Source organism: Pseudomonas azotoformans (genome assembly GCF_001579805.1).
GTDB classification, from domain to species: domain Bacteria; phylum Pseudomonadota; class Gammaproteobacteria; order Pseudomonadales; family Pseudomonadaceae; genus Aquipseudomonas; species Aquipseudomonas azotoformans_A.
Genome location: NZ_CP014546.1, coordinates 2337614 through 2358819 on the forward strand (window position 1 = coordinate 2337614; position 21206 = coordinate 2358819).

Here is a 21206-nt window from a genome sequence, read left to right on the forward strand (position 1 = left end):
CCAGGGCTCCACAAGCCAGCTGTGTGGTGTAGATGATCCTAACTGAGCCACTTTTACCTCGGCCATCCAGGCACCAGCGCACTTTCCGGCATCCACCTGAGCCTGGTACAACGCTACCTGCTTCAGGATGGCTGGCTAGAAAAGCCATGAAAATGCCTCTTTCCTCTTCGGTCCAATAGTCAGGCCACAGCCTGCTGAACAACGGAGATTCTATGATCGTCAACACGCGAAATTCTACGTCCTTGACGTAGCCTCTGGCAAGAAAGGGCGAGCCAGAAAATCGCAGGAGAAAAGGAGAGACTCAAGGGGCCTTTTATCGCAAAACGTGACACCCACGTTACGCAATGAAGGTATGAGTAGGGCCTAAGAAAGTGGTTTGTAGGTTTTCTCTCGCGGCCCCGTGCGAGCAATCCACGAATAAATCAATGTCTTCACCTCCTCCGGGTGGTGCGTCCTTCGGCGGTAGCTGGCAAAGGTGGGTGACGTGCAGTAAGTGCACACCTCACTCACCTCGATCTGATCCCGCCGCAGGCCGGCCGCTTGCAGCAACATCACGCCATAACCACTCAAATCAAACCACGCACTTGCGGCTTGCCGGGGATGGGGTGGTGCGATTTCAGGTGGTAGCAATGGCGCGGGTTGCACCACGCTCCACGGCGCTCGCCCGCTTAACCACAAGTGCCCCTGATCCGCCTGGAACTGCGTGATAAACGCCTCGCTCACCTCATAACAGCACGGCTTGATCGACGGCCCTATCGCCACCCGCAACTGGTCGGCGGCAACGCCTTCATCCGCGAAGCGCTGCACGGTGTTAGCAATAATCCCTGCGTGCAATCCCTTCCATCCGCCATGCACTGCGGCGACTTTCTCGCCATTCTTTGAGGCAATGAGAATGGGCAGGCAATCGGCGGTGATTACCGCGATGGGCTGATGCTCGCCGGTGCACACGCCATCTGCCTCTACCGTATTGGGCACCTGATCCGCTTGCCATTCAATCACTGACGCGCTGTGTACCTGCTTGCAGATAAACACTTCTTGCGGGCGCAGTGGATCATTGATCGAACAAAAACCGTGGTCGACGCCAGGAATGGCGCCGAGATTGTCTGCCTGTTGCAAGAGCGCATTCTCCGTTGATTGAATCGTCAGTCGCCAACCGCTGCGCCTTCGCGCCGAGGGTCGGCGCCGCCGCTCAGCGACAGCTTGCCCTGGGCATCCCGCGTGCGGACGATGGCCTGGATGCCGCTGGTCATATCGATTTCGCTCAGCGCATGGCCTTTGTCCTTGAGGGCCTGTTTCAGCGCGGGGCTGAACAGGCCGGTTTCCAGTTCGGTCGCGCCATTGCGGCTGCCGAAGTTAGGCAGGCTGATGGCGGTTTGCGGGTCGAGTTTCCAGTCGAGCATCGCCACCAGGGACTTGCTCACGTACTCGATGATTTGCGAGCCGCCGGGCGAGCCGACCGTGGCCAGTAACTCGCCGCTGTTGCGCTCGAACACCAGGGTTGGCGCCATGGCCGAACGCGGGCGTTTGCCGGGCTCGACGCGGTTGGCGACGGGCTGGCCATTTTCTTCAGGGATAAACGAGAAGTCGGTCATCTGGTTATTGAGCAAGAAGCCCTGCACCATCACATGGGAGCCGAATGCCGCTTCCACCGTGGTGGTCATCGACACGGCGCCGCCCAGGTCATCCACAGCGACCACTTGCGAGGTGGAAATGCGCAGCGGCGAGCGGTCCGGCGCGTAAGCCACCTGGATGCCCGCAGGTACGCCCGGCTTGGCGATGCCCATGCTGCGCTCGCCGATCAAGGCCGCACGCTTGGCCAGGTAGTCCGGTGCGACAAGACCCGCCACCGGCACCGGAACGAAGTCCGTGTCGGCGACATAGAGCGCGCGATCGGCAAACGCCAGGCGCCCAGCTTCGGCCAGCAGATGCACGGCTTCCGGTGTGGGCTCAAGGCCGGCAGGCGACGGGCTTTTCACTGGGAGCATGGGGGCGATGGCCAGGGCGGGATCGCGGGCCTCCAGCGCCTGCAAGGTGCCGAGGATTTGCGCGATGGCGACTCCACCGGATGACGGCGGCGGCATACCGCAGACTTTCCACTGTTTGTAGTCGGTGCACAGCGGCGTACGCTCCTTGGCGGTGTAGCCCCTGAGATCCGCCTGGGACAGGCTGCCCGCGTTGCGATGGCCCTGCACCTTGCGCACGATTTCATCAGCAATCGGCCCTTGATACAGCGCATCCGGGCCTTCCTTGGCGATGCGTTTGAATACATTGGCCAGTGCCGGGTTTTTCAACAGGGTACCGGTGGCTTTCGGCGTGCCATCGGCGTTCAGGAAGTACGCCGCCATGTCTGGCGATTGTGCGATAGAGCGGTCGGCTGCGATCAGGCTGTGCAGGCGTGGAGAAATCGCGAAGCCCTGTTCCGCCAAACGGATTGCCGGCTCGAACAGCTCGGCCCATTGCAGGTGACCGGTCTTCTTGTGAGCCATCTCCAGTGCTCGCAATACCCCAGGCGTGCCGACCGAACGCCCACCAATCTGCGCCTCTGGGAATGTCATCGGCTTGCCATCAGCCTTCAGGAACAACCGCTCCGTCGCCCCGGCCGGTGCGGTCTCACGGCCGTCATAGGCGTGCACGGTTTTTCCATCCCACAGCATGATGAATGCGCCACCGCCGATGCCGGATGATTGCGGCTCCACCAGGGTCAATACCGCCTGCATCGCAATTGCTGCATCAATCGCCGAACCGCCTTTGCGCAGCATTTCGCGTCCAGCCTCGGCCGCCAGGGGGTTGGCGGCGGCGGCCATATGGCGCTCGGCGTGTTGGGTGGTGAGGTCGGTGCGATAGCCTGAACCCAGTTCGGGAGCCGGTGGCTGTTCGTTGACAGAGGTATTGCATGCAGCCAGGGCGAGGGCTGCGGCAATCACCGACAGTTGACGGCGGGAAATCGAAAACACGCGCTGAACTCCGTTCATTTTGAGAATGATCTGTTGTCCTTGGGGTACTGCGTTTTACAGGTAAATCGTGCCTTGCAGGTAGAGCACGGCATGGCCGGAAATGATCACGCGGTCACCCTTGAGTTCGCAGCGCAGTTGGCCGCGGCGCGTTCCGCCTTGTTCCGCTGTCAGTTGCGACTTGCCCAAGCGTTCGGCCCAGAACGGCGCCAGTGAAGTGTGGGCTGAGCCCGTGACCGGGTCTTCATTCACACCCACGTTGGGGCCGAACCAGCGCGAAACGAAATCAAAACGCGCGCTTTTGGCGGTCACTGCAATCCCGCGTTTCGGCAAGCCTTTGAGGCGGGCGAAATCCGGCTTCAGTGCGGCGACTTGCGCTTCGTCTTCCAGCAACACGATGTAGTCATCGGTGCTGAACACGTCGGCCTGTTCAATGCCCAGCGCGCTCAACATTCCGTCGGGTGGTTCGCAGGGTTGGGGTTGCTTTGCCGGGAAGTCCATCGCCAGTTCATTGCCGTTGCGGGTCACCCGCAGTTCGCCGCTGCGTGTCGCAAAGCGCAACACTTCAGGCGCGTCCGGCAGTTGGTGAATCAGCACCCACGCCGCCGCAAGTGTGGCGTGGCCGCACAGGTCCACTTCGACCTCCGGCGTAAACCAGCGCAGCTCGTAGAACCCGTCACGGGGCACGAAGTAGGCGGTTTCAGAGAGGTTGTTTTCTGCCGCGATGTTTTGCAGCTGCTCATCGCTGAGCCACTCGGTCAGCGGGCAGACAGCGGCCGGGTTGCCGCCGAAGACGGACTGGCTGAAAGCGTCGACTTGATAGATATCCAGTTTCATCGAGAGCACTCCGTGTAAGGGTGGAGCCGGACACTAACAGTGGGTCAGGCAAGCGTCAAAATACAGATGAGCGGTTTTTTCCTGCGCATGCAGTCGCCGTTATGGAAAAGCCTGCCTGGAACCAAACAGGGCGGATACCCACTAGACAGCTGTGATGAATTTTGTTTGGGAGTATTGCCATGCGCACAGAATTGAAAGCTCTCTTTAAGCTGCAGCATGACCTGGTGGAACGCTTGAAGAGGCCGGCCCAGGAACCGCCTCCGCCCGTGTTGTTGCACTATCAATCGTTGCAACCGACTTCGATGCAGTTCGATGTGTCCCTGCGCGATGGCAAGGTGCAGGCTGATACGACACTCACCGGGCGTGAGATTGCCCGCCACCTCAACCAGCCCGATAAGCACTATGTGGCTGATGGTCCTTCTGTAGCAGGTACGTTGCGGATGAAGGATGAGCGCCAGTACGTGTTTCACATCCAATCCACGCCGTCTGTTGCTGCGGTGTTCAAAAGCAGTCTTGCGGATACAACCGGCGGCGCTGGCGAGAGCCCGGGGCGCGCGCATGTGGGGAGCGTCAGCGCTGTTCAGACGACGGTGGATGGCCAGCAGTTTCGCCTGGATGGCCAGCGCCTGTTTCGTTTTGAACCGCTCACACTTTCCTGGGTGCCCGATGCGGATAGCCGGGCCTTCAGCCGCTTAGGCCTGACCCATGAGGGGCAGCTGCTGAAGACACCTTCGAGCTTCGAAGACAGTGATACGCAAGGTCATACTACGGTGTTGCTGAGGCAAGGGGCTGATGCCTCCTATGTGCATGTTTTTGGAAGCACCCCGCAGCCGATGCGCCTGGTCGATGAGGCCGGTTTGCCCGTGCAAGTGACCCGTATCGGGTTATCGGGAAACACCGTGCATGGCGCGACCACGGACGGTGAGTGGGTCCGGGCAGACCTGCGCATGGCGCACGATGGCAAATTGCTGTTGGTTCGTCAGCCCGTCGACTCGCTGGAGCAGGCATTGAGGGGGGCGGTCAATGTCGAAGGCTTCTTTCATGATGATCAAGGACAACTCAATGCCAAGGTGCGCGACGCACGGCAGCAATTGCACAGTGTACCCTTGCGTGAAGCAAGTGATCTTCGTCCGCAATGGAACCTCAGCGACGTACTGGTCAAGGGCATTGAGAAAGGCCTGCGTCTGCCCAGTCAACAGGCACTGGCGGCGGCGGTCGACCTTGGACAGCGGGGCAAGGTGGCGTTGGACGCAGGCAGCCTGCTGACCTGGGACGCGGCGGCGCAACGTTGGCAAGACACTGCTCAACCTGGCGTCGAACATCTGGAGCGCGGGTTGGATGGTCGTGCCTACGTGCTGCAAGACGGGCAACTGAAGGCCGTGGCCATCGGTAAAGTGCGCGACCCGCTGATTGAGGGGGCCAGTCATGATTTGGCCGCGCTTCCCATTCCGCGCCCGCAGGTGTCTGTTGACGAAGTGCTTGCAGGCAATGATCAGCGACGCATTACCGGATTCGCGGTCGTGGACGGGCGCAATTTTGTCACCGTCGATCAGAATCACCAGCTTCAGGTTCATCACGATGGGGATGCGAGGCCGCTTCACGCGTCGCCTTCGATTGATATAAAAACACTGGCCTTGGATCACGTGGGTAATCTTTATGCGCACACACAGGGCGGTGAGCTGTTCAGGTTGGATCGTCAGGCCTGGCAGGGCAATACCGCGAGCGCGCAACGTTGGAGCAGGGTTGAATTACCGGGTCGCCAACCGTTGGAGTCCTTGCGCACGGGGGCTGACCATCACCTGATCGGAGGGTGGGATCAGCAGTTTTTCCAACTGGACAATGCTTCCAGCAGCGCAATGGAGTGGGGCCCGCTGCTATTGGCGCCCCAGGCGCCGTCGCTGGCCGACACGTTGGCGAGCACGCCAATGCGCGCGCAGTTCTCCGGAGGGGCACTGACGGTCAGCAGTAATGTCTTGGGACAAACCCGTGAAGGGATACCGCTCAAACGTTCATTTTTCCAAGGCATCAGCGCGCACTTTCACCCCCTGGAGGCCCTCGGCCAAAAGGCTAAAGGCGTTGCGCAACATTTCAATGGCCGCAAAGGATTGGAGAGCGTTTACGCTGACGATCAACGATTGCACCAGCAACTCAATACGCTCGCTCAGAGCCGACCGGTTTCTGCTGATCTCAATCATCGGCTCGCTGCCCTGAGCGAACCTGGGCCGCGACAGGCACTGGCCGAACAGATCCGCCAGGCGTTGACGCAGGTGGAGCAGAGCAGCCAGTCAAGCGCGCGCCGCTTGGGTGATGCACACGGTGTTGCGTTTGACCCTCAGCCCACATTGAACCGGGCGACCATTACGCCAGATTCGACGCTGCACTCGCTGTATGAAGCGTTCAAGAGAGTCTCTCCTTCGCCGGAAAAGTCGACCGCCGTGTTGCTGGCCAACTTCGAAGGGCAGGGTTTGTCGCTGCCCAAGTCCATGCCCGAGCGCAAGCGAAACCTTGACCACCCCTCGGCGCTGATCGAGGGCGACCTGATCCATCATGCGAGTACGCTCAAGCAGTTGGCGGACCTGGTACAGGCGCTCGACGCTACGTCGGGCCATAGCCCTAGCGCCTTGACGCGTATAGAAACGTCTCTGCGCGATGTCATGCAAGCGTTCCAGGATAGCCCTGTGCACACGTTGGCCAGCCAAGGCATTGCCAGTTACGAGCAGGCGGAATCGTTGTATGGCAATTTCAAACTGTTGGCCAAGGACTTTGGTACGCCTGGCTCTGCGCTTCATTGGCATCTTTCGGGTCTGTTGGGGTTGCCCAAGGATGCGTCGATCAAAGAGGCGATGACGCAGCAGGTACAGCAACTGGGCAATGGCCAGACCCTTTCTCCGAGCCGAACCCAAGGTAAAACCCTGGGGTTGATCTTGACGGGGATAAAACCGGTCGCCCCTGTGGAGTTTTTTCTGGAGGCATCCGCGTCCCACACTCATGGTGTGAGTATCAGTCGTACCGACAAAGGTGCCCGCGTTGAAATCAGCACGGACAACGCGCGACGGTTGGTGGGTTCGGTGGCTTCGGGTGTGACGCTGGGAGGTGGGGCAGGTGCGGTGAGGCCAGGCTTGAGGGTGGCTGCGGAATTGAGCGCAATGGTGGCAAAAAATAAGGGATCCAGCATTGGCTTTGATGTGAAAGAGTCAGACTTTGGCAAGATGATGGCGATCCTGACCGGCGAGACCGGGACCGTCTACGACTTACTGGCGCTGGGCGAGGGGCACTCGGCCGGCACAAGCTCGAAACTCAGTGGCGACGTTAACCTGGACGCACTTGCGCAATTGCGTTTGATGTACAGCCCTCAGGAGGACATCGCCGCCCTCGACTCAGTGATCCGCGCGGGCATTGGTGGGGTGGGCAACCTCAATCTCGCGCATGCGGACAAGAGCCAATCAAGCGCGCGTACCGCACAAGGCACCCGCCACGGTAGCGCCGCTGGCGCGCAGCTTCTGCGACAGGGCGGAGTAGGGGCCAATAGCGTGCCGCTCGGCGCGTTGGTGTTGGGCAATGCTGGCAGTGGTGGCCCCAGCGCGATTGCGTTCGCGCTGCCGGAGTTATCGGTCATGGTGCGGTTTGATCGCGGGGTATCCCAGGCCTTCAATTTTGCCTTCAAACATCCGCAACCGGTGAGCCAGTCGCAGGTTGATGAGCTCAAACGCAGCGTGTCGCTCTACTCGCCGACGTTCAGGCGGGAGCTGGCATCGACCGAGCTGTCGGAGGGCACAGTGGATCAACAGTTGGCCACTCTGCAGCAGTTCCTCGCGACTCATCCGTCCCTTGCAACAAAACCGGACGCCTATCACGCGATCAGCCAATCACTCGACAAGCTGATGAACCAGCAAAACCTGGCAAGGAATGGGTTGCGCCAACTGGCGTCGGTTGAGTCATCGGTCACCCGTGTCGGCTTGCGGGACGATGGGCGCCATGCCTGGCTGGATGATGTAGCGCCGGCCAACAAAGCAGCGATTGAACAATGGATGAAGGATGATCCGCAGTTTGCCCAGGTGCTCGATCAGTTGCAGCGTGGCGAAGGCACTTCAGTCACGCTTGGCATGGAGCTCAAGCCAGAGGTCCTGCGAGCGATAGAGCGCAGTCACCTTGCCGGAGAAAGTACCGAGCCGCTGGTCAAGCGCGCATTGAGTGATCGCAACAATCTGCGGGTCAAGCACATGAGCCTGAGCTACACCGCCACCCAGTCCCATGGCATGTCGATACCCGCTATGACGAATCTCAGTTTTTCCAGCAGTGCCGGCTTGAGTCATTCCCAGGCGCGCGTCAATGCAGACCTTGAATACGGACAGGACTCCGACAAGCCATTGCGAATGAACCTGAACGACACGCTGGGTAGTCTGCCGCGCCCTGATCTGACGATTGACCTGGGAGACCTGCGCGTGAGGACGCAAGGTCTGTCAGCGAGCTGAACTCATTCCTGAAAGGTGGGTGTGTCGAATGTAGGGTGCTGCGCTAGCAGGTGGCGCCACTGCATTCGAAACCAGGGCGTGAAGTGTGCTGCCGGATCTGAGAGTTGGGCTGAGACTTCAGCACGGCTCAGCCACTGGACCTCGCTGACCTCTTCGACGGCCGGCGAGACCACCGTGTCAGATTGAGCAACCAATACATGGCATAACTCATGTTCCGCACCGATCACCCCAAAGCGCGCATGGTATTCAAAACTGTACAGGAAGCGGCAGGAGGCGCGGACCCCCAGCTCTTCGCGCAGGCGACGACACGCTGCGTCCAGAACAGTCTCGCCAGGCGCCGGATGGCTGCAGCAGGCATTCGACCAGAATCCAGACCAAAGCATTTTGCCTGCGGCACGACGTTGAATCAGGTGACGCCCGACACTGTCGATCAGGTGAACCGAAAATGCGCGATGAAGCTGGCCCTCCCCCAGGTGTGCGTCGCGTTTATCACACACACCAATCTGACGATCGTGTGCGTCGACCAAAATCACGGAGTCTGTCATTCGGTGTCCTCTTTTGTTCAGTCACGGCTGTCTAGTCGCGCTCGCGCACTTGCCCCCAGGCGCTGATGAACGTCAACGCTGCCTCGGTGAAGGTCGCAGAGGCGCGCAGCCTGGCCATGGCATCAAGGTCATCCTGAGTGAGCAGCCCGAGCTTCAGTAACGCCGGTCCGGCTTGTGCTGTCGTTGCCGCCCAGAATGCGTCGGCCGGGCTGTTGTCGCCGATGCGGCCTTCCAGGGTGCGATACCCGATATTGCACAGTCCCCGTTCACCTAGCCGGTCGGGGAGCGTATCGGCCCAGAGCATGTCGGAGCCAATGGACTGCTCCAGGAGCGTGAAACCGGCCTGAGCGATTTTCCGGAACAGTGGGTTCGCCGTTCTCAAGCTGGGTCGCAAGCTCAAATCTTCGATCACCAGCCAGCCGCCCGGACGGACCCAGGTGGTTGCTCTGGTCAGTATGTCTTCACGCTCGGGCAGGTGGCACAACAAGGCCCTGACGTGCACCAGGTCAAAATAGGCGGCGGGGAAATCATCGGTCGCGGCATTATGCGTGACCACTTGAATGCCGGGTATGTCGTTGAGAAACCGGGTGTCAATGTCGGTGGCAATGACCGTCGCGTCGGGATGGCGCTTGCTCAGCCAGCCAGCGAATGATCCGGCACCGGCGCCGAGGTCAAGAAGGGTCAGTTTGTCCGGAAGAGGCAGTTGGCCAAACACTGTTTGGCTCAGCGGGTCAAAGGCACGCTCCAGGGTGCGCATCCGCGCCAACTGGCCGGCATGCTGATCACCGAGATAGCTGTTGGTGTAGCCGGGCTCCTCGGCTGGGTCAGTGGTGCTCACAGTACGACCTCCAGTCGAGGAGGGCAGCGGTTAAGAAAACCGTGTTCGGCGGGCTGGAACCCTGGAGCCCAGCGCACGTCTGGAAAGGTCTGTAGTAACAGGCGAGCGCCGAGGGTGATTTCCATCCGTGCAAGCATGGATCCCAGGCAGAAATGACGCCCTGCGCCGAACGCAAAGTGATTCGTCTCCTGATGGGGGCGCGACAGAGTGAAGATGTCCGGATCGGTGAACTGGTGCGGATCACGGTTGGCCGAGCCGATCAGGCACGCCAGGGTCGCGCCACAAGGAATGGTTCCGGACGGCAGCTCCAGCGATTCACGGGCCTCCCGGAGAATGAGTTGCAAAGGAGGGTTGCGTCGCAAGGTTTCAGCGAGCGCATTGTCCATCAAGTCCGGATCAGCCATCACTGCTTCTTTCACGCCGGGCTCGTTCAGCAGGTTGACGATGAGGTTTGCCAAGGCACCGTGACTGGTCTCACTGCCGGCCGTCATCAAGATCGCGCAATAGGCCCGCACGAACGCCTCGGACAAGGGCTGGCCGTCAATCCGCGCGGCCACAAGATGTGAGATCAAATCGTCGGTGGGTGCCGCGCGACGGGCGTCGATGTGGGGCCGGATGAAGTCGTAGAAACTGTCACGGTTGGATAATCCACCGGTCAACAGGGTCGGATCCTGTCGATAGTTGCCCATGTAGGCGAAGCCGATGGCACACCAGTTCTTCAGCCGAGCGACTTCCTCCGGGGTTTCAGCCGGGAGCCCCAGCGCGCGAGCCATCACCCGGACGGGCAGCACTGAGGTGAAATCGGCAACGAGGTCCACCTGGCAACGGCCACGCATCTGCGCCAGCAGGTCCATGCTCACCGAGGTGACCGATGCTTCAAGGACTGTGAGGGCCTTGCTGCGGAACGACGGGCTCAGCAACGCTCGATGCTGGGCGTGTTCACAACCGTCCATGGCCACAATGGTGTGCCCCAGCAACGGTCCGATTTGCCAGCTGTAGTTGTTGCTGCTCGTTCCGGGGTGGGTCAACGCGGCTTTGACATCCGCATAACGGCTGACCAGCCACACGTCCGTAGGCTCGTCGTAGACAATGGGCAGCGTGGTACGCAAACGCTCATAAAGGGGGTAGGGGTCGATTTCGAATTGCCGGGATTTCAGGGTAGGGGGGATGCACGCCAGGTCCACCTGTCGGTTGGCCTGACCCGTGGCGTCGGTGGCCTGCAGGTGATACCGGGAAACGTTCTTGTGCCAATCGCCCGCCGCTCGGGCAACCTGGCGCAGCCGCTCCGGGTCGGTAGCGGCGGAAGCCCGGTGGGGCCGAGCTGAGGCCTGGGTGAATGCCTCGACGGCTGTATTCAGCATGTGCAGGGCCGCTTCGATCGACTCAGGCCAGTCGGTGCCATGGGTGTCCGCTAGAATGGAGACCAGGTTGAAGCGCTCGCCACACACCACATCTTTGGCAATCGAGTGGATATCGTTCGTCCAGGTGATGATATCGGCAGCGTGCTCGCGGAGTGTGTCCCACCCTTCGATGTTGTCTGAATGCTCGTAGGGATCGAGCGTTTCGGCTGCGTCGATGAGATCAAAGAAGAACAGTGCACCGAACGAATCCCGTCGCAACGGCAGATATTCGGCCAGCGTGAGCGCTGTGCCGGTTTCGCGCATTCTCACCAGGGTCGCCTGCGCACGCAAATGCCCGAGTAAATTGCGTACAAGCCGATGCCGCCAACGCTCGTCACCCCAGCTCCGTGTCCGTGGCCACAGATCATCGATCAGGACACTGAGCATTGGGTCATCAAGCCGGCCGATTTCATCGAGTGAGTCGACACCGTCGCTCTCGGTTATGGACTGCACCGCTGCGACGAAACGTTCCAGCACGCCGTTTTCGGCCCAGGGGCCGTCATCGATCCGGTCATCGAGTGTGAGTGCCCACAGATACCAGCACACCAGGGTTTCGGCCTGGTGCGTCGGGGCTTGTCCGCACAGCGCTATTCCCAGGTCGAGCAGCGCAGTGGTGCTTAGCCGGTGCGCACCCCGACGGCCGATCAAGCCGTATCGTTGCGCCCAGGCCAGGGCATGCTCGCGCAACCGATGGCTGTCAGAACGTGGCGGCGGGCAGGAAAACGGAAGCAGTATTTCGGGAATGATCAGCGGTGCTATCGGCATGAAGCGCCCCTCTGAATAATTTGTCATATGACATCCTTGTTACATGTCCAAGCAACCTCCACGGGTGGGAGGTTCAGGGCAGCGTGGCTGTGTTCAAGCCCTGAGGAGAATGCTTGGAAGTAAATGGCTTTGGATGTCAGGTGTTTCCGAGGGTGGCACGGGAAACCCCGCAAAACTGAAGGCGAAATGGGTTTCAGGAAGGAGGGCGTTCAGGAAAAGGCGCTGTCAGGCTGTGGTGTTTTGAAACGCCAGAAACAAGAAAGCCCGCACGAGGCGGGCTTCTTGAGGTGATTCATAGACTGCTGTAGACATCTATGGATCGGTACTTGGTGGCTACACAGGGACTTGAACCCCGGACCCCAGCATTATGAATGCTATGCTCTAACCAACTGAGCTATGTAGCCAAGTGGCGCGCATTATTCGCGTAGAACGGGAATGCGTCAAGTATTTATTTTGAATTTTTATCTACGCTTTCAACTGTTTAAGCGAAATCAGCGGATCTGGCGACGAGTGGATCAGTATTCGCCCTGCCGAGGCCCCGCAAAATGTGATCGCGTTGAGCAGATATCCCTGCCGCTCAACGCGTGCACTGATGCTAAGGGAGTTTCGGACTGTGCGTGGCGCGTTTGAGCTGCTCGCGGGCCCGTGACAGGCGTGAGCGCACGGTGCCGATAGGAATGTCCAGCGCGTCGGCGGTGTCCTGATAGCTGCCGTCGGTTTCCAGTGAGGCGTACAGCGTCTTGCGCATTTCCGTCGGCAGATGATCGATAGCGCTCAGGGTTTTTTCCAGGCGACGGTTGACCTCAAACTCCCAATCCAGATTGTGGTTGTCCTCCTGGCCGTGCCAGAGCGACTCATCAAACTCGCAATGCACGGGCTTGGCGTACAAGCGCCTGAAGTGATTGCGGATCAGGTTTTGCGCGATACCGCACATCCACGTACTGAGCGTGGCATTACCGCTGAAACGCTCTCGGTTGCGCCAGGCTTCCAGGTAAGTCAATTGCAGAAGATCATCCGCATCTTCCGGGTTGAGTACGCGCTTATGAATGAAGCGCCGCAGTTTTTTTTGCTGGTCGTCTGTCAGGTGAAGCATGAATTGAGGCGAGCTGCCAACGAGGTGCGCTAAAGCTTCAATAGGGATATTCATGAATGTTTCCTTGGTGTAGACGCAGTCGAAAAGGTGTCGACGGGAACCCCTTTTGCACTGGCTATGCCAAGAAAATAATTTTCATAACTTTCTGATTTATATCGATAATTTTTTTTGAAATGTATTTTTTCGTGCAGCCCTTTGCATAGAGCCTTGAAGGTCTGTGCAAGTCTTTTCAAACTTTTCGTGTGATCTGACTTTTTGGAACCATTTGCGCTGGCCTTGCCACACAGGGAAACACTCTTCCTGTTCAGGTCTGTCCATGAAAGTCGAATCCTCCCCCGATGTGCAAACGGTCCAGCGCCCGGATGAGCCCGCTGTCAACCAGACCTCCACGCCAGCCCCGACAAACGGCGTGGACGAACTTGCGCTTTTGTTCAATCAGGAAGTGGACGCCAACAGCCGACCGCTGGGCGAGCGGAAGTTGAACCTGCGCGTGCTTGAGATCAAGCATCTCGACGCCCTGTATCGTCAGTTGGGCCATCCGGTCAAGAAGACGCTGGCATTGGTGTCGCTGATGGTCCGGGAAGCATTGCGGCAGCGGGCAGACGTTGGGAAGTTGCTGGAGATCTTTGAGGGCGATCCCGCACGCGCGTTTTTGGTGCTCAAACATGTGCGGGACCAGGCTGAGACTGAGTCGCGTCCGTCCGAAGCGGTCTTGGCACGCGATGCAATGGCCAGGCTGGAGGTTCGCTTCGAAGGAGAGATCCAAGTAGGCCTGAAAGTCGCTGCCGCGCTGCAGAAAGGCGAGGTAGACCCAAAGGAGTTGGGCGTGCTGCGAACGCTCTATTACTCCAATGTGGTCGCGCGCCAATCGTTGGCGACGATGATGCAGTCCCTGTTGGGTCTGTACGGTGGTGAAGCGTTCACCAGTGGGATCAAGGTGATGCAAAAGGTTTTGGCGAATGATATTGCTGCCGAGAGGCCAATGAGACCCTCACCTCTGTTGCTCACTTTGCTGCAGGGCCTGCAGAGCTGTATGCGGCTCAGCGGGGTGTTGTCCGGTTGTCACGCGCTGCTGCACCGCCTGGGTAGTGATCACGACGCCTTGAGCCTGCTCCAGCGCCTGCTGGTGGTTGCCGGGAGTGGCATTTCGGCTAGCGAAATCCTACGGTTAGGCAGCGATTTAGGGAGCGCGTCGAAACTCCAGCAATTAGTGGCCCTGAATTCCCTTTACCCGTTATTCCAGCAATTGCCTTTGGCGATATGGCTCGACGGTCGGGTACGCGAAGAAACCTTGCGTGGCTTTCTGGCGGTGATCGGTGAGCTGGACCGGATGACGCGTGGCCCCGCGCGTTTTCCCGGTGAGCTGGGGGTCATGGCGTGACAGCGCTTTCGGCCATCAACGGTTTTCTGCTCAAGGTCGCGCAACGCGCAGAAGTGCTGGGCGCCGTGGTGGTGATGGCCATCGTGTTCATTTTTATCGTACCGCTGCCCACTTGGCTGGTGGACATCCTGATCGCGCTCAACATCTGCATCTCATGCCTGTTGATCGTGTTGGCGTTGTACCTGCCAGGCCCCCTGGCGTTCTCTTCGTTCCCGTCGATCCTGCTGTTGACCACCATGTTTCGCCTGTCTCTGTCGATTGCCACGACACGCCTGATCCTGCTGGAGCAGGACGCCGGAGACATCGTCGAGGCCTTCGGCAACTTTGTGGTTGGTGGCAACCTCGCCGTGGGGATGGTGATCTTCCTGATCCTGACCCTGGTCAACTTCCTGGTCATCACCAAGGGCTCGGAGCGGGTGGCCGAAGTGGCCGCGCGTTTCAGCCTGGATGCGATGCCCGGCAAGCAGATGTCCATCGACAGCGACTTGCGGGCTGGCTTGATTGACGGCATGCAAGCGCGGGACAAACGGGAGCAATTGTCCCGAGAGAGCCAACTGTTCGGGGCCATGGACGGGGCCATGAAGTTCGTCAAAGGCGACGCCATCGCGGGCCTGATCATCGTTGTGGTGAACTTGCTGGGTGGTTTTTCCACCGGCATGTTTCAGCACGGCTTGAGTGCTTCCGAGTCCATTTCGCTGTACTCGGTATTGACCATCGGCGACGGCCTGATCGCACAGATCCCGGCGCTGCTTATTTCCCTCACCGCCGGCATGATCATCACCCGTGTGGCGCCGGACGGACGCAAGGGCGCCAGCAACATGGGCGCCGAAATTGCCCGGCAAATGACCAGCGAGCCCAAGAGTTGGATGATCGCCTCGGTGGGTATGCTCGCCTTTGCCGCGGTACCCGGCATGCCCACTGGAGTGTTTATCCTCATCGCGCTGGTCACTGGCAGCCTGGGGTACTACCTGATGCGCCAGCGTCAACGGCAGGAGCAACCTGCTGCAGAAACCGCCGAAACGGTGCGTCCTGAAGAGAACGGGCGTGAGGACTTGCGTGGGTTTGATCCGTCGAGGCCCTACTTGCTGCAATTCTCCCCGGTGCTACGGGGGACGCCTGAGGTGACGGATCTTGTTCACTCGATCCGCCAGGCCCGAAATGCACTGGTCGCCAATATCGGCTTGACGCTGCCACCGTTCGAGGTGGAACTCGACGACTCACTGGACGACGATGAAATGCGCTTCTGTGTCCACGAAGTGCCCATGGTCAAGGCATCTGTGGTCAGCCATGTGGCGGTGGAGCGTAAAGCGCTGACGGTTGAGCCAGCACATGCCATTCCAGGGTTGGTGGAACGCGATGAACAGGATTGGCTCTGGTTGGCGCCGGATGATCCGCTGCTCGATGATCCGCAGTTGGAGCGCTTCACCTCGGCGAGCCTGATCGTTGAGCGCATGAAGCAGGCGATGATGCTCAGCGGGCCGCAGTTCCTGGGGATCCAGGAGAGCAAGTCGATCCTCAGTTGGCTGGAGCACAACCAACCGGAACTGGTCCAGGAACTGCAGCGGATCATGCCACTGTCGCGTTTTTCGGCAGTACTGCAACGCCTGGCCAGCGAGGGTGTGCCGTTGCGCGCCGTACGGCTGATCGTTGAGTCGCTGATCGAGTACGGCCAGCATGAACGCGAGCCGGACGCGCTCGCCGACTACGCGCGCATTGCGCTCAAGGCACAGATCTACCACCAGTACAGCGAAGCTGACGGCCTGCATGCCTGGTTGCTGTCGCCGCACACTGAAAACATCCTGCGTGAGGCGCTGCGCCAGACCCAGACCGGGGTGTTCTTCGCCCTCGATGACGCACACAGCGCGGCGTTGGTCAGCCTGCTCAATCAAGCCTTTCCCGTTCGCCCCAAACTCAAGAGCGTGATGCTGGTCGCACAGGACTTGCGCAGCCCGCTGCGCACGCTGTTGCTGGAGGAGTTCAACCACGTGCCGGTGCTGTCCTTCGCTGAGCTGGGCAGCTCTTCCAAGGTCAAGGTGCTGGGGCGCTTCGACCTGGCCCAGGACGAGTTGATGCGTGGTGCAGTGGCATGAAGACTTGGCTATGTCAGGCCTGGAGGGCTCGCTGATGTTTGAATTGCGAGTGCTTGATGGGCGGCATCAGGGGGCTGCGCTGCCCTTGTTCGGAGAGCAGTGGAGCATCGGTGCCCACGCCGATGCTGACCTGGTGCTAAGCGATCCAGGCGTCGCCGAGCAGCATGCCCGGCTGCGACTCATCGACTCGAACTGGTCGGTGCAGGCTGAGGCCGGGTTGCTGGAGGATGCAGAGGGTCAGGCGCTGGCGCAGATTGCGCATCTGGCGCTGAACGCCACGTTTTTGGTGGGCAACGTACGGTTGTGCGTCACGTTGGCCGATGAGCCCTGGCCCCAGGCTGCAGCCCCTGCACCGGAGGTGTCGCCACGGGTCAGTGAGCCGGTGCCGGTGCTTAAGTTGTCGGCCATTTCGCACGCTCAGCAGAAGCGTCTGATTACGCTGGTGCTGGTGGTGACGGTGATCTTCATTGTGGTGGGCATGGCGTCCACCGGGAAGCCTGAGGCCCAGGCCTCGCTGATGCCGCCTGTGGTGCAAAAGCACGAACTGGCCTCACCGTTTGAGGTCCGCCAGCAGTTGTTGAAGATGCTCGGCGAACGTGAATTGAACCAGCGCGTCAGTTTGCAAGTGATCAATGGGCAGGTCGCGCTCAGTGGGGACGTCTCACAGGATGATGTTGAGCTGGTCGCACGCATGCTCAGCCGTTTTGGCGAGCAGTTCGACAGCGCCGTGCCGGTGATCAGCCGTGTGCGCGCACGCGATGGGACGTTGCCGTTCAAGATTGTGCAGATCGTGGGCGGGCCCAATGGTCACGTGGTCCTGGAGGAGGGCAGCCGCCTGTTTGTCGGGGATGAAGTCGACGGCCTGCGCCTGGTGCTGATCGACAACAGCAAGGTGGTGTTCGATGGCGTACAGCGCTATGAGGTGCGCTGGTGAGTGCGGAACTGCAAGCACGCCTGGAAGCCTGGCAGCAACGCCAGGTCCAATCGCTGGCCACCTTCGCACCGGTGACCATGCGGGGGCGCATCCAGCGCGTCAATGGCATGTTGTTGCAGTGTCGGCTGCCTCAAGCGCGTATTGGTGATCTGTGTCGGGTCGAGAAAAAGCAGGGCGACTACATGCTGGCCGAAATCATCGGTTTTGATCAGCAGGACGCGGTGCTCAGCGCCCTGGGCAATCTGGAAGGCGTGCAGGTGGGCGCGGGGGTGGAGCGTCTTGGGGTCTCGCATCGGGTGCAGGTCAGCGAGGCTTTGCTGGGCCAGGTGCTGGACGGCTTCGGGCGACCGATCACGGGAGAAGGTCCGAGTGCGTTTGTCGAGGCTGACTCGCCGGACTCCAGCGCCGTGTTGTGTGAGGCGCCGTTGCCGACTGATCGACCGCGCATCAACCGCGCGTTGGCCACCGGCGTGCGTTCGATCGATGGCCTGTTGACGCTGGGTGAAGGCCAGCGCGTGGGCCTGTTCGCCGGGGCCGGTTGCGGCAAGACCACCTTGTTGGCCGAGATCGCTCGTAACGTGGAGTGCGATGTCATCGTGTTCGGCCTGATCGGCGAGCGGGGTCGGGAACTGCGTGAATTCCTCGATCATGAACTCGATGAGCAACTGCGTTCCAAGGCCGTACTGGTGTGCGCCACGTCCGACCGTTCCAGCATGGAGCGAGCCCGTGCAGCCTTTACGGCCACGGCATTGGCTGAGGGTTTTCGGCGTGAGGGCAAGCGAGTGCTGCTGCTGATCGACTCCCTCACCCGATTCGCCAGGGCCCAACGCGAGATCGGCCTGGCTGCCGGCGAACCTCTCGGCCGCGGTGGCCTGCCGCCTTCTGTGTACAGCCTGCTGCCGCGCCTTGTAGAGCGCGCCGGGTTGACCCGTGAGGGGGTGATCACGGCGATCTACACCGTGTTGATCGAGCAGGACTCCATGAACGATCCAGTGGCCGATGAAGTGCGCTCGTTGCTCGACGGCCACATCGTGTTGTCTCGCAAGTTGGCGGAGCGTGGGCACTATCCCGCCGTGGATGTGCTGGCGAGCCTCTCGCGGATCCTGAGCAACGTCGCCGAGCCTGTGGATATCCAGGCGGGCACGGCGTTGCGACGCTTGTTGTCGGCCTATCAGCAGATCGAACTGATGCTCAAGCTGGGGGAATACCAGCCCGGCAGCGATGCCTTGACCGACCTGGCGGTGGACAGTCGCCAGGCGGTGGATAATTTCCTGCGCCAGGACTTGCGCGAGCCTGCGCCGATGGCGACGACGCTTGAGCAACTCAAGGAGCTGACGGCCTATGTCCCATTCTGATGGGCTGCTCGGCGAAGTCGAGACACTGCGCCGCCTGCGCCGCCTGCGCCGGCACCGGGCAGACCGGGCTGAGCGTGCCTTGCGTGAGGCGAGGCGGGCCCAGCAGGCCCTGCTTGCCAATATCCGCCAGGCCGAGGCTGCACTTGAGCAGATCCGGCGTGATGAGGCTGAACGAAGCGCCCAGTTGCTCAGTGAGCACCAGGGCCAGGTATTGAACCTGCAGGCGCTGAAGTCCTGGGGCGCGCAGGAACGTTCCTTATCGGCCAATACCCGGCGGGGCATGGGGCAATTGGAAGCCTTGCAGGGCCAGCAGGAAGAACGACAGACCTGCGTCGGCAGAGCCCAAATGCAGGTCACCGCCTGCCTGCGACAGGTGGAAAAACTTCAGGAGTTATCTCTTTTACTGGCGCAGGAGCCGACATGACCCAGGTTTCAGATAAACCCGCCGAGCGTCCACGCCCGCGTGACAGACGAGAGGAGCGAGAGCCCGCAATGGTGGGCGTCCTGCCTGCAGAGCTGACGCGATTGTTTTCCCAGTTGTGGGCGGATGAGGGGGAGGACTCTGGGGCAGGGCCTCAGCTATCGGGAACCAAGGCGTCGGGCGCTGCGGCGATGATCGAGGCGCTGGCCGAGCAACTGGTACCTCGCCTGCAGGCCGCGTCGCAGTGGCCGCTGCAGGCGGTGTTGTACTTGCCTCGCCTGGGGCGGATCAACGCCAGTGTGCGCCGTGAACAGAACGCCTGGAGTATCGACCTGGACGCACAAGATGATGCGACGGCGCGCTGGCTGAATGGCGTGCGGCAACAGGTTGAGGACCGCTTTACACAATTGTTGGGGCAAACGGTCAGCCTGCTGCTTCCCTCTATCGGGGCTGCATGATGATTCCGGCAGTGCCGCTGCCTCGGGTCAGTGGCGACATAGTTGCCGCACGCCGTCGTCTCGGGCGCGGCTTGCGCTTGCCCTTCGACGTCGCGGGGCAGCGTGGTGAGTTATGGCTCGAACCGGGTCGTGCGCCCACTGCGGGCCAGTCATTGTGCTTCGAAACGGCACGCGGGGTGCTGGCGCTGGCCGAGGCTGGTCCCTTGCTCAGTCTGCTGGGCGAATGCCCGGTGACCTTGGCCAAGACGGGCAACGATCCGGACTCCTGGTTCTGGGCGTTGTTCCAACACCACCTGAGCCCGCAGGTGCAAACACTGATGGGCCATGTGCGACTGCTGGATGTCGAGCGCCCCAAGGGGTTTGGTTGCCGACTCAGCGTGACGCTGGGGGCCTCCCGGGCAATGGGCTATCTGTGGCTGACGGCCGAGAGCTTCCTCGCGTTGTGTGATGCCGGGTCGTGGCGCAGCAACGCCGCGCCGTTGCCTGCGTCGTTTCAACTGGCAATTGCCGTGACCCTTGGACGCCTGCAATTACCGATTGCACAGGTACGTGGCCTGCGGGCTGGGGATGTGCTGATACCAGAACAGAATTTTTTCCAGGCCCAGGGCGCTGGCCACGTACAGGTTGGCAGGCAGCGGCTGCATGGGCGTATTGACGATGACGCAGGCGCGTTGTGTCTGACACTGACTTCGATTGAGGGTACCTCCATGGATGAAGAATTTATCGCTCCCGACTACTCGGGGTATGACGAAGATGAACCCGTTGTGGACGTATTCGGTCATGAACCTTTCGACGAGTTGAGCATGGCGTTGAACATACGCTGCGGAACACTGAACCTCACCCTGGGCGAGTTGCGCAGCCTCGCCCCCGGTGCCGTACTGGGTGTCGCCGGTTATGCGCCCGGCATGGCGGGTCTCTATTACGGCGACCGGCCGATCGGCCTGGGACAGTTGGTGGAAGTCGACGGGCGCCTGGGCTTGCAGTTGTCCCGCGTGATGTTCGCCGGATGATCCTTCAAGGGCTGGATCCCTTAGTTCTCGCGGTCTTCCTGGCGGCATTGTCATTGATGCCCATGCTGTTGATCGTCTGCACTGCGTTCCTGAAAATTGTGATTGTGCTGATGATCACCCGCAACGCCATCGGTGTGCAGCAGGTGCCGCCCAGCATGGCCATCAATGGCATCGCGCTGGCGGCCACGCTATTCATCATGGCCCCGGTGGGGTATGAAATCGCCGAACACGTCAAAGCCTCACCCTTGGACTTGAGCAACGTGCAAATGCTTCTGCAGACAGGCAGTGAGGCGATCAAACCGCTACGTGCCTTCATGCTGCGCAACATCGACCCGGATGTGCTGACGCACCTGTTGGAGAACTCCAAGCGCTTGTGGCCTGCGCAGATGGCCGAGCAGGTGCGGCGCGAAGACTTGATCCTGGTGATCCCGGCCTTCGTGTTGTCGCAGCTGCAGGCGGGGTTCGAGATCGGCTTTCTGATCTATATCCCCTTCATCGTAATCGACCTGATTGTCTCCAACCTGCTCCTGTCGCTGGGCATGCAAATGGTCTCGCCGATGACTATTTCCCTGCCGCTGAAATTGCTGTTGTTCGTGATGGTGTCCGGCTGGTCCCGGTTGCTCGACAGTCTGTTCCTCTCCTACCTCTGAGTGCCG

16 protein-coding genes and 1 tRNA gene are annotated in these 21206 nt (G+C 60.4%); 9 read left to right on the forward strand and 8 right to left on the reverse strand.

What is annotated here, in order from left to right; genetic code table 11:
• Positions 1 to 363: 363 nt before the first annotated feature.
• Genes pgeF through AYR47_RS10790 form a run of 3 tightly spaced genes read right to left on the reverse strand, consistent with a single transcriptional unit; the run spans position 364 to position 3788 of the window.
• The gene (gene pgeF, locus AYR47_RS10780; protein ID WP_061435216.1) at positions 364 to 1116 is read right to left on the reverse strand and encodes a peptidoglycan editing factor PgeF; all 753 of its coding nucleotides are present in this window, start codon (positions 1114 to 1116) and stop codon (positions 364 to 366) included.
• A gap of 26 nt (positions 1117 to 1142) precedes the next feature.
• Complete coding sequence (gene ggt / locus AYR47_RS10785; protein ID WP_051422012.1) at positions 1143 to 2972, reverse strand: gamma-glutamyltransferase; 1830 nt, start codon at positions 2970 to 2972, stop codon at positions 1143 to 1145.
• A 36-nt stretch (positions 2973 to 3008) separates the two neighbouring features.
• Positions 3009 to 3788 carry a PhzF family phenazine biosynthesis protein gene (locus AYR47_RS10790; RefSeq protein WP_033898437.1) on the reverse strand — a complete coding sequence of 260 codons (780 nt, stop codon included), beginning with the start codon at positions 3786 to 3788 and terminating at the stop codon, positions 3009 to 3011.
• Positions 3789 to 3967: 179 nt separating this feature from the next.
• Between AYR47_RS10790 and AYR47_RS10795 the strand changes: the two genes are divergently transcribed.
• Positions 3968 to 8260 carry an AvrE-family type 3 secretion system effector gene (locus AYR47_RS10795; RefSeq protein ID WP_061435218.1) on the forward strand — a complete coding sequence of 1431 codons (4293 nt, stop codon included), beginning with the start codon at positions 3968 to 3970 and terminating at the stop codon, positions 8258 to 8260.
• 2 nt (positions 8261 to 8262) lie between these two features.
• On the opposite strand, the gene idi is transcribed toward AYR47_RS10795, so the two are convergent.
• The 5 genes from idi to AYR47_RS10820 form a co-directional block, all read right to left on the reverse strand.
• Positions 8263 to 8805, reverse strand: coding sequence for an isopentenyl-diphosphate Delta-isomerase (gene idi / locus AYR47_RS10800; RefSeq protein WP_051422014.1), 543 nt, complete (start codon positions 8803 to 8805; stop codon positions 8263 to 8265).
• A gap of 31 nt (positions 8806 to 8836) precedes the next feature.
• Entirely contained in the window at positions 8837 to 9643 is an 807-nt protein-coding gene (locus AYR47_RS10805) for a class I SAM-dependent methyltransferase (RefSeq protein ID WP_061435220.1), read from the reverse strand.
• Positions 9640 to 11835, reverse strand: coding sequence for a cytochrome P450 (locus AYR47_RS10810; protein WP_061435221.1), 2196 nt, complete (start codon positions 11833 to 11835; stop codon positions 9640 to 9642). The genes AYR47_RS10805 and AYR47_RS10810 overlap by 4 nt, the downstream gene beginning before the upstream one ends.
• A gap of 300 nt (positions 11836 to 12135) precedes the next feature.
• Positions 12136 to 12212 (reverse strand) — tRNA-Met (locus AYR47_RS10815).
• 191 nt (positions 12213 to 12403) lie between these two features.
• The gene (locus tag AYR47_RS10820) at positions 12404 to 12955 is read right to left on the reverse strand and encodes an RNA polymerase sigma factor (RefSeq protein ID WP_033896930.1); all 552 of its coding nucleotides are present in this window, start codon (positions 12953 to 12955) and stop codon (positions 12404 to 12406) included.
• Between the two features lie 262 nt (positions 12956 to 13217).
• Here AYR47_RS10820 and AYR47_RS10825 point away from each other — a divergent pair, with 262 nt between their 5' ends.
• The 8 genes from AYR47_RS10825 to sctR are packed head-to-tail and all read left to right on the forward strand — an operon-like array spanning position 13218 to position 21200.
• Positions 13218 to 14282, forward strand: coding sequence for an HrpJ domain-containing protein (locus AYR47_RS10825; protein ID WP_061435223.1), 1065 nt, complete (start codon positions 13218 to 13220; stop codon positions 14280 to 14282).
• Positions 14279 to 16372, forward strand: coding sequence for a type III secretion system export apparatus subunit SctV (gene sctV / locus AYR47_RS10830; protein WP_061435225.1), 2094 nt, complete (start codon positions 14279 to 14281; stop codon positions 16370 to 16372). Before AYR47_RS10825 ends, sctV begins: the two co-directional genes overlap by 4 nt.
• A gap of 34 nt (positions 16373 to 16406) precedes the next feature.
• The gene (locus AYR47_RS10835) at positions 16407 to 17306 is read left to right on the forward strand and encodes an FHA domain-containing protein (protein ID WP_061449419.1); all 900 of its coding nucleotides are present in this window, start codon (positions 16407 to 16409) and stop codon (positions 17304 to 17306) included.
• A complete protein-coding gene (locus AYR47_RS10840) occupies positions 17303 to 18661 on the forward strand; it encodes a FliI/YscN family ATPase (protein ID WP_033896933.1) in 1359 nt (452 codons plus the stop codon). The genes AYR47_RS10835 and AYR47_RS10840 overlap by 4 nt, the downstream gene beginning before the upstream one ends.
• Positions 18648 to 19085, forward strand: a complete 438-nt coding sequence (gene sctO, locus AYR47_RS10845; RefSeq protein WP_061435226.1) for a type III secretion system stalk subunit SctO — start codon at positions 18648 to 18650, stop codon at positions 19083 to 19085. Before AYR47_RS10840 ends, sctO begins: the two co-directional genes overlap by 14 nt.
• Positions 19082 to 19540: a type III secretion system HrpP C-terminal domain-containing protein gene (locus AYR47_RS32010; protein ID WP_082781487.1), complete on the forward strand. Its 459-nt coding sequence runs from the start codon at positions 19082 to 19084 to the stop codon at positions 19538 to 19540. The genes sctO and AYR47_RS32010 overlap by 4 nt, the downstream gene beginning before the upstream one ends.
• Entirely contained in the window at positions 19537 to 20550 is a 1014-nt protein-coding gene (locus tag AYR47_RS10855; protein WP_061435228.1) for a FliM/FliN family flagellar motor switch protein, read from the forward strand. The genes AYR47_RS32010 and AYR47_RS10855 overlap by 4 nt, the downstream gene beginning before the upstream one ends.
• Positions 20547 to 21200 (forward strand): type III secretion system export apparatus subunit SctR, encoded by a 654-nt coding sequence (gene sctR, locus AYR47_RS10860; protein ID WP_061435229.1) that lies wholly within the window; start codon positions 20547 to 20549, stop codon positions 21198 to 21200. The genes AYR47_RS10855 and sctR overlap by 4 nt, the downstream gene beginning before the upstream one ends.
• Positions 21201 to 21206 lie beyond the last annotated feature (6 nt).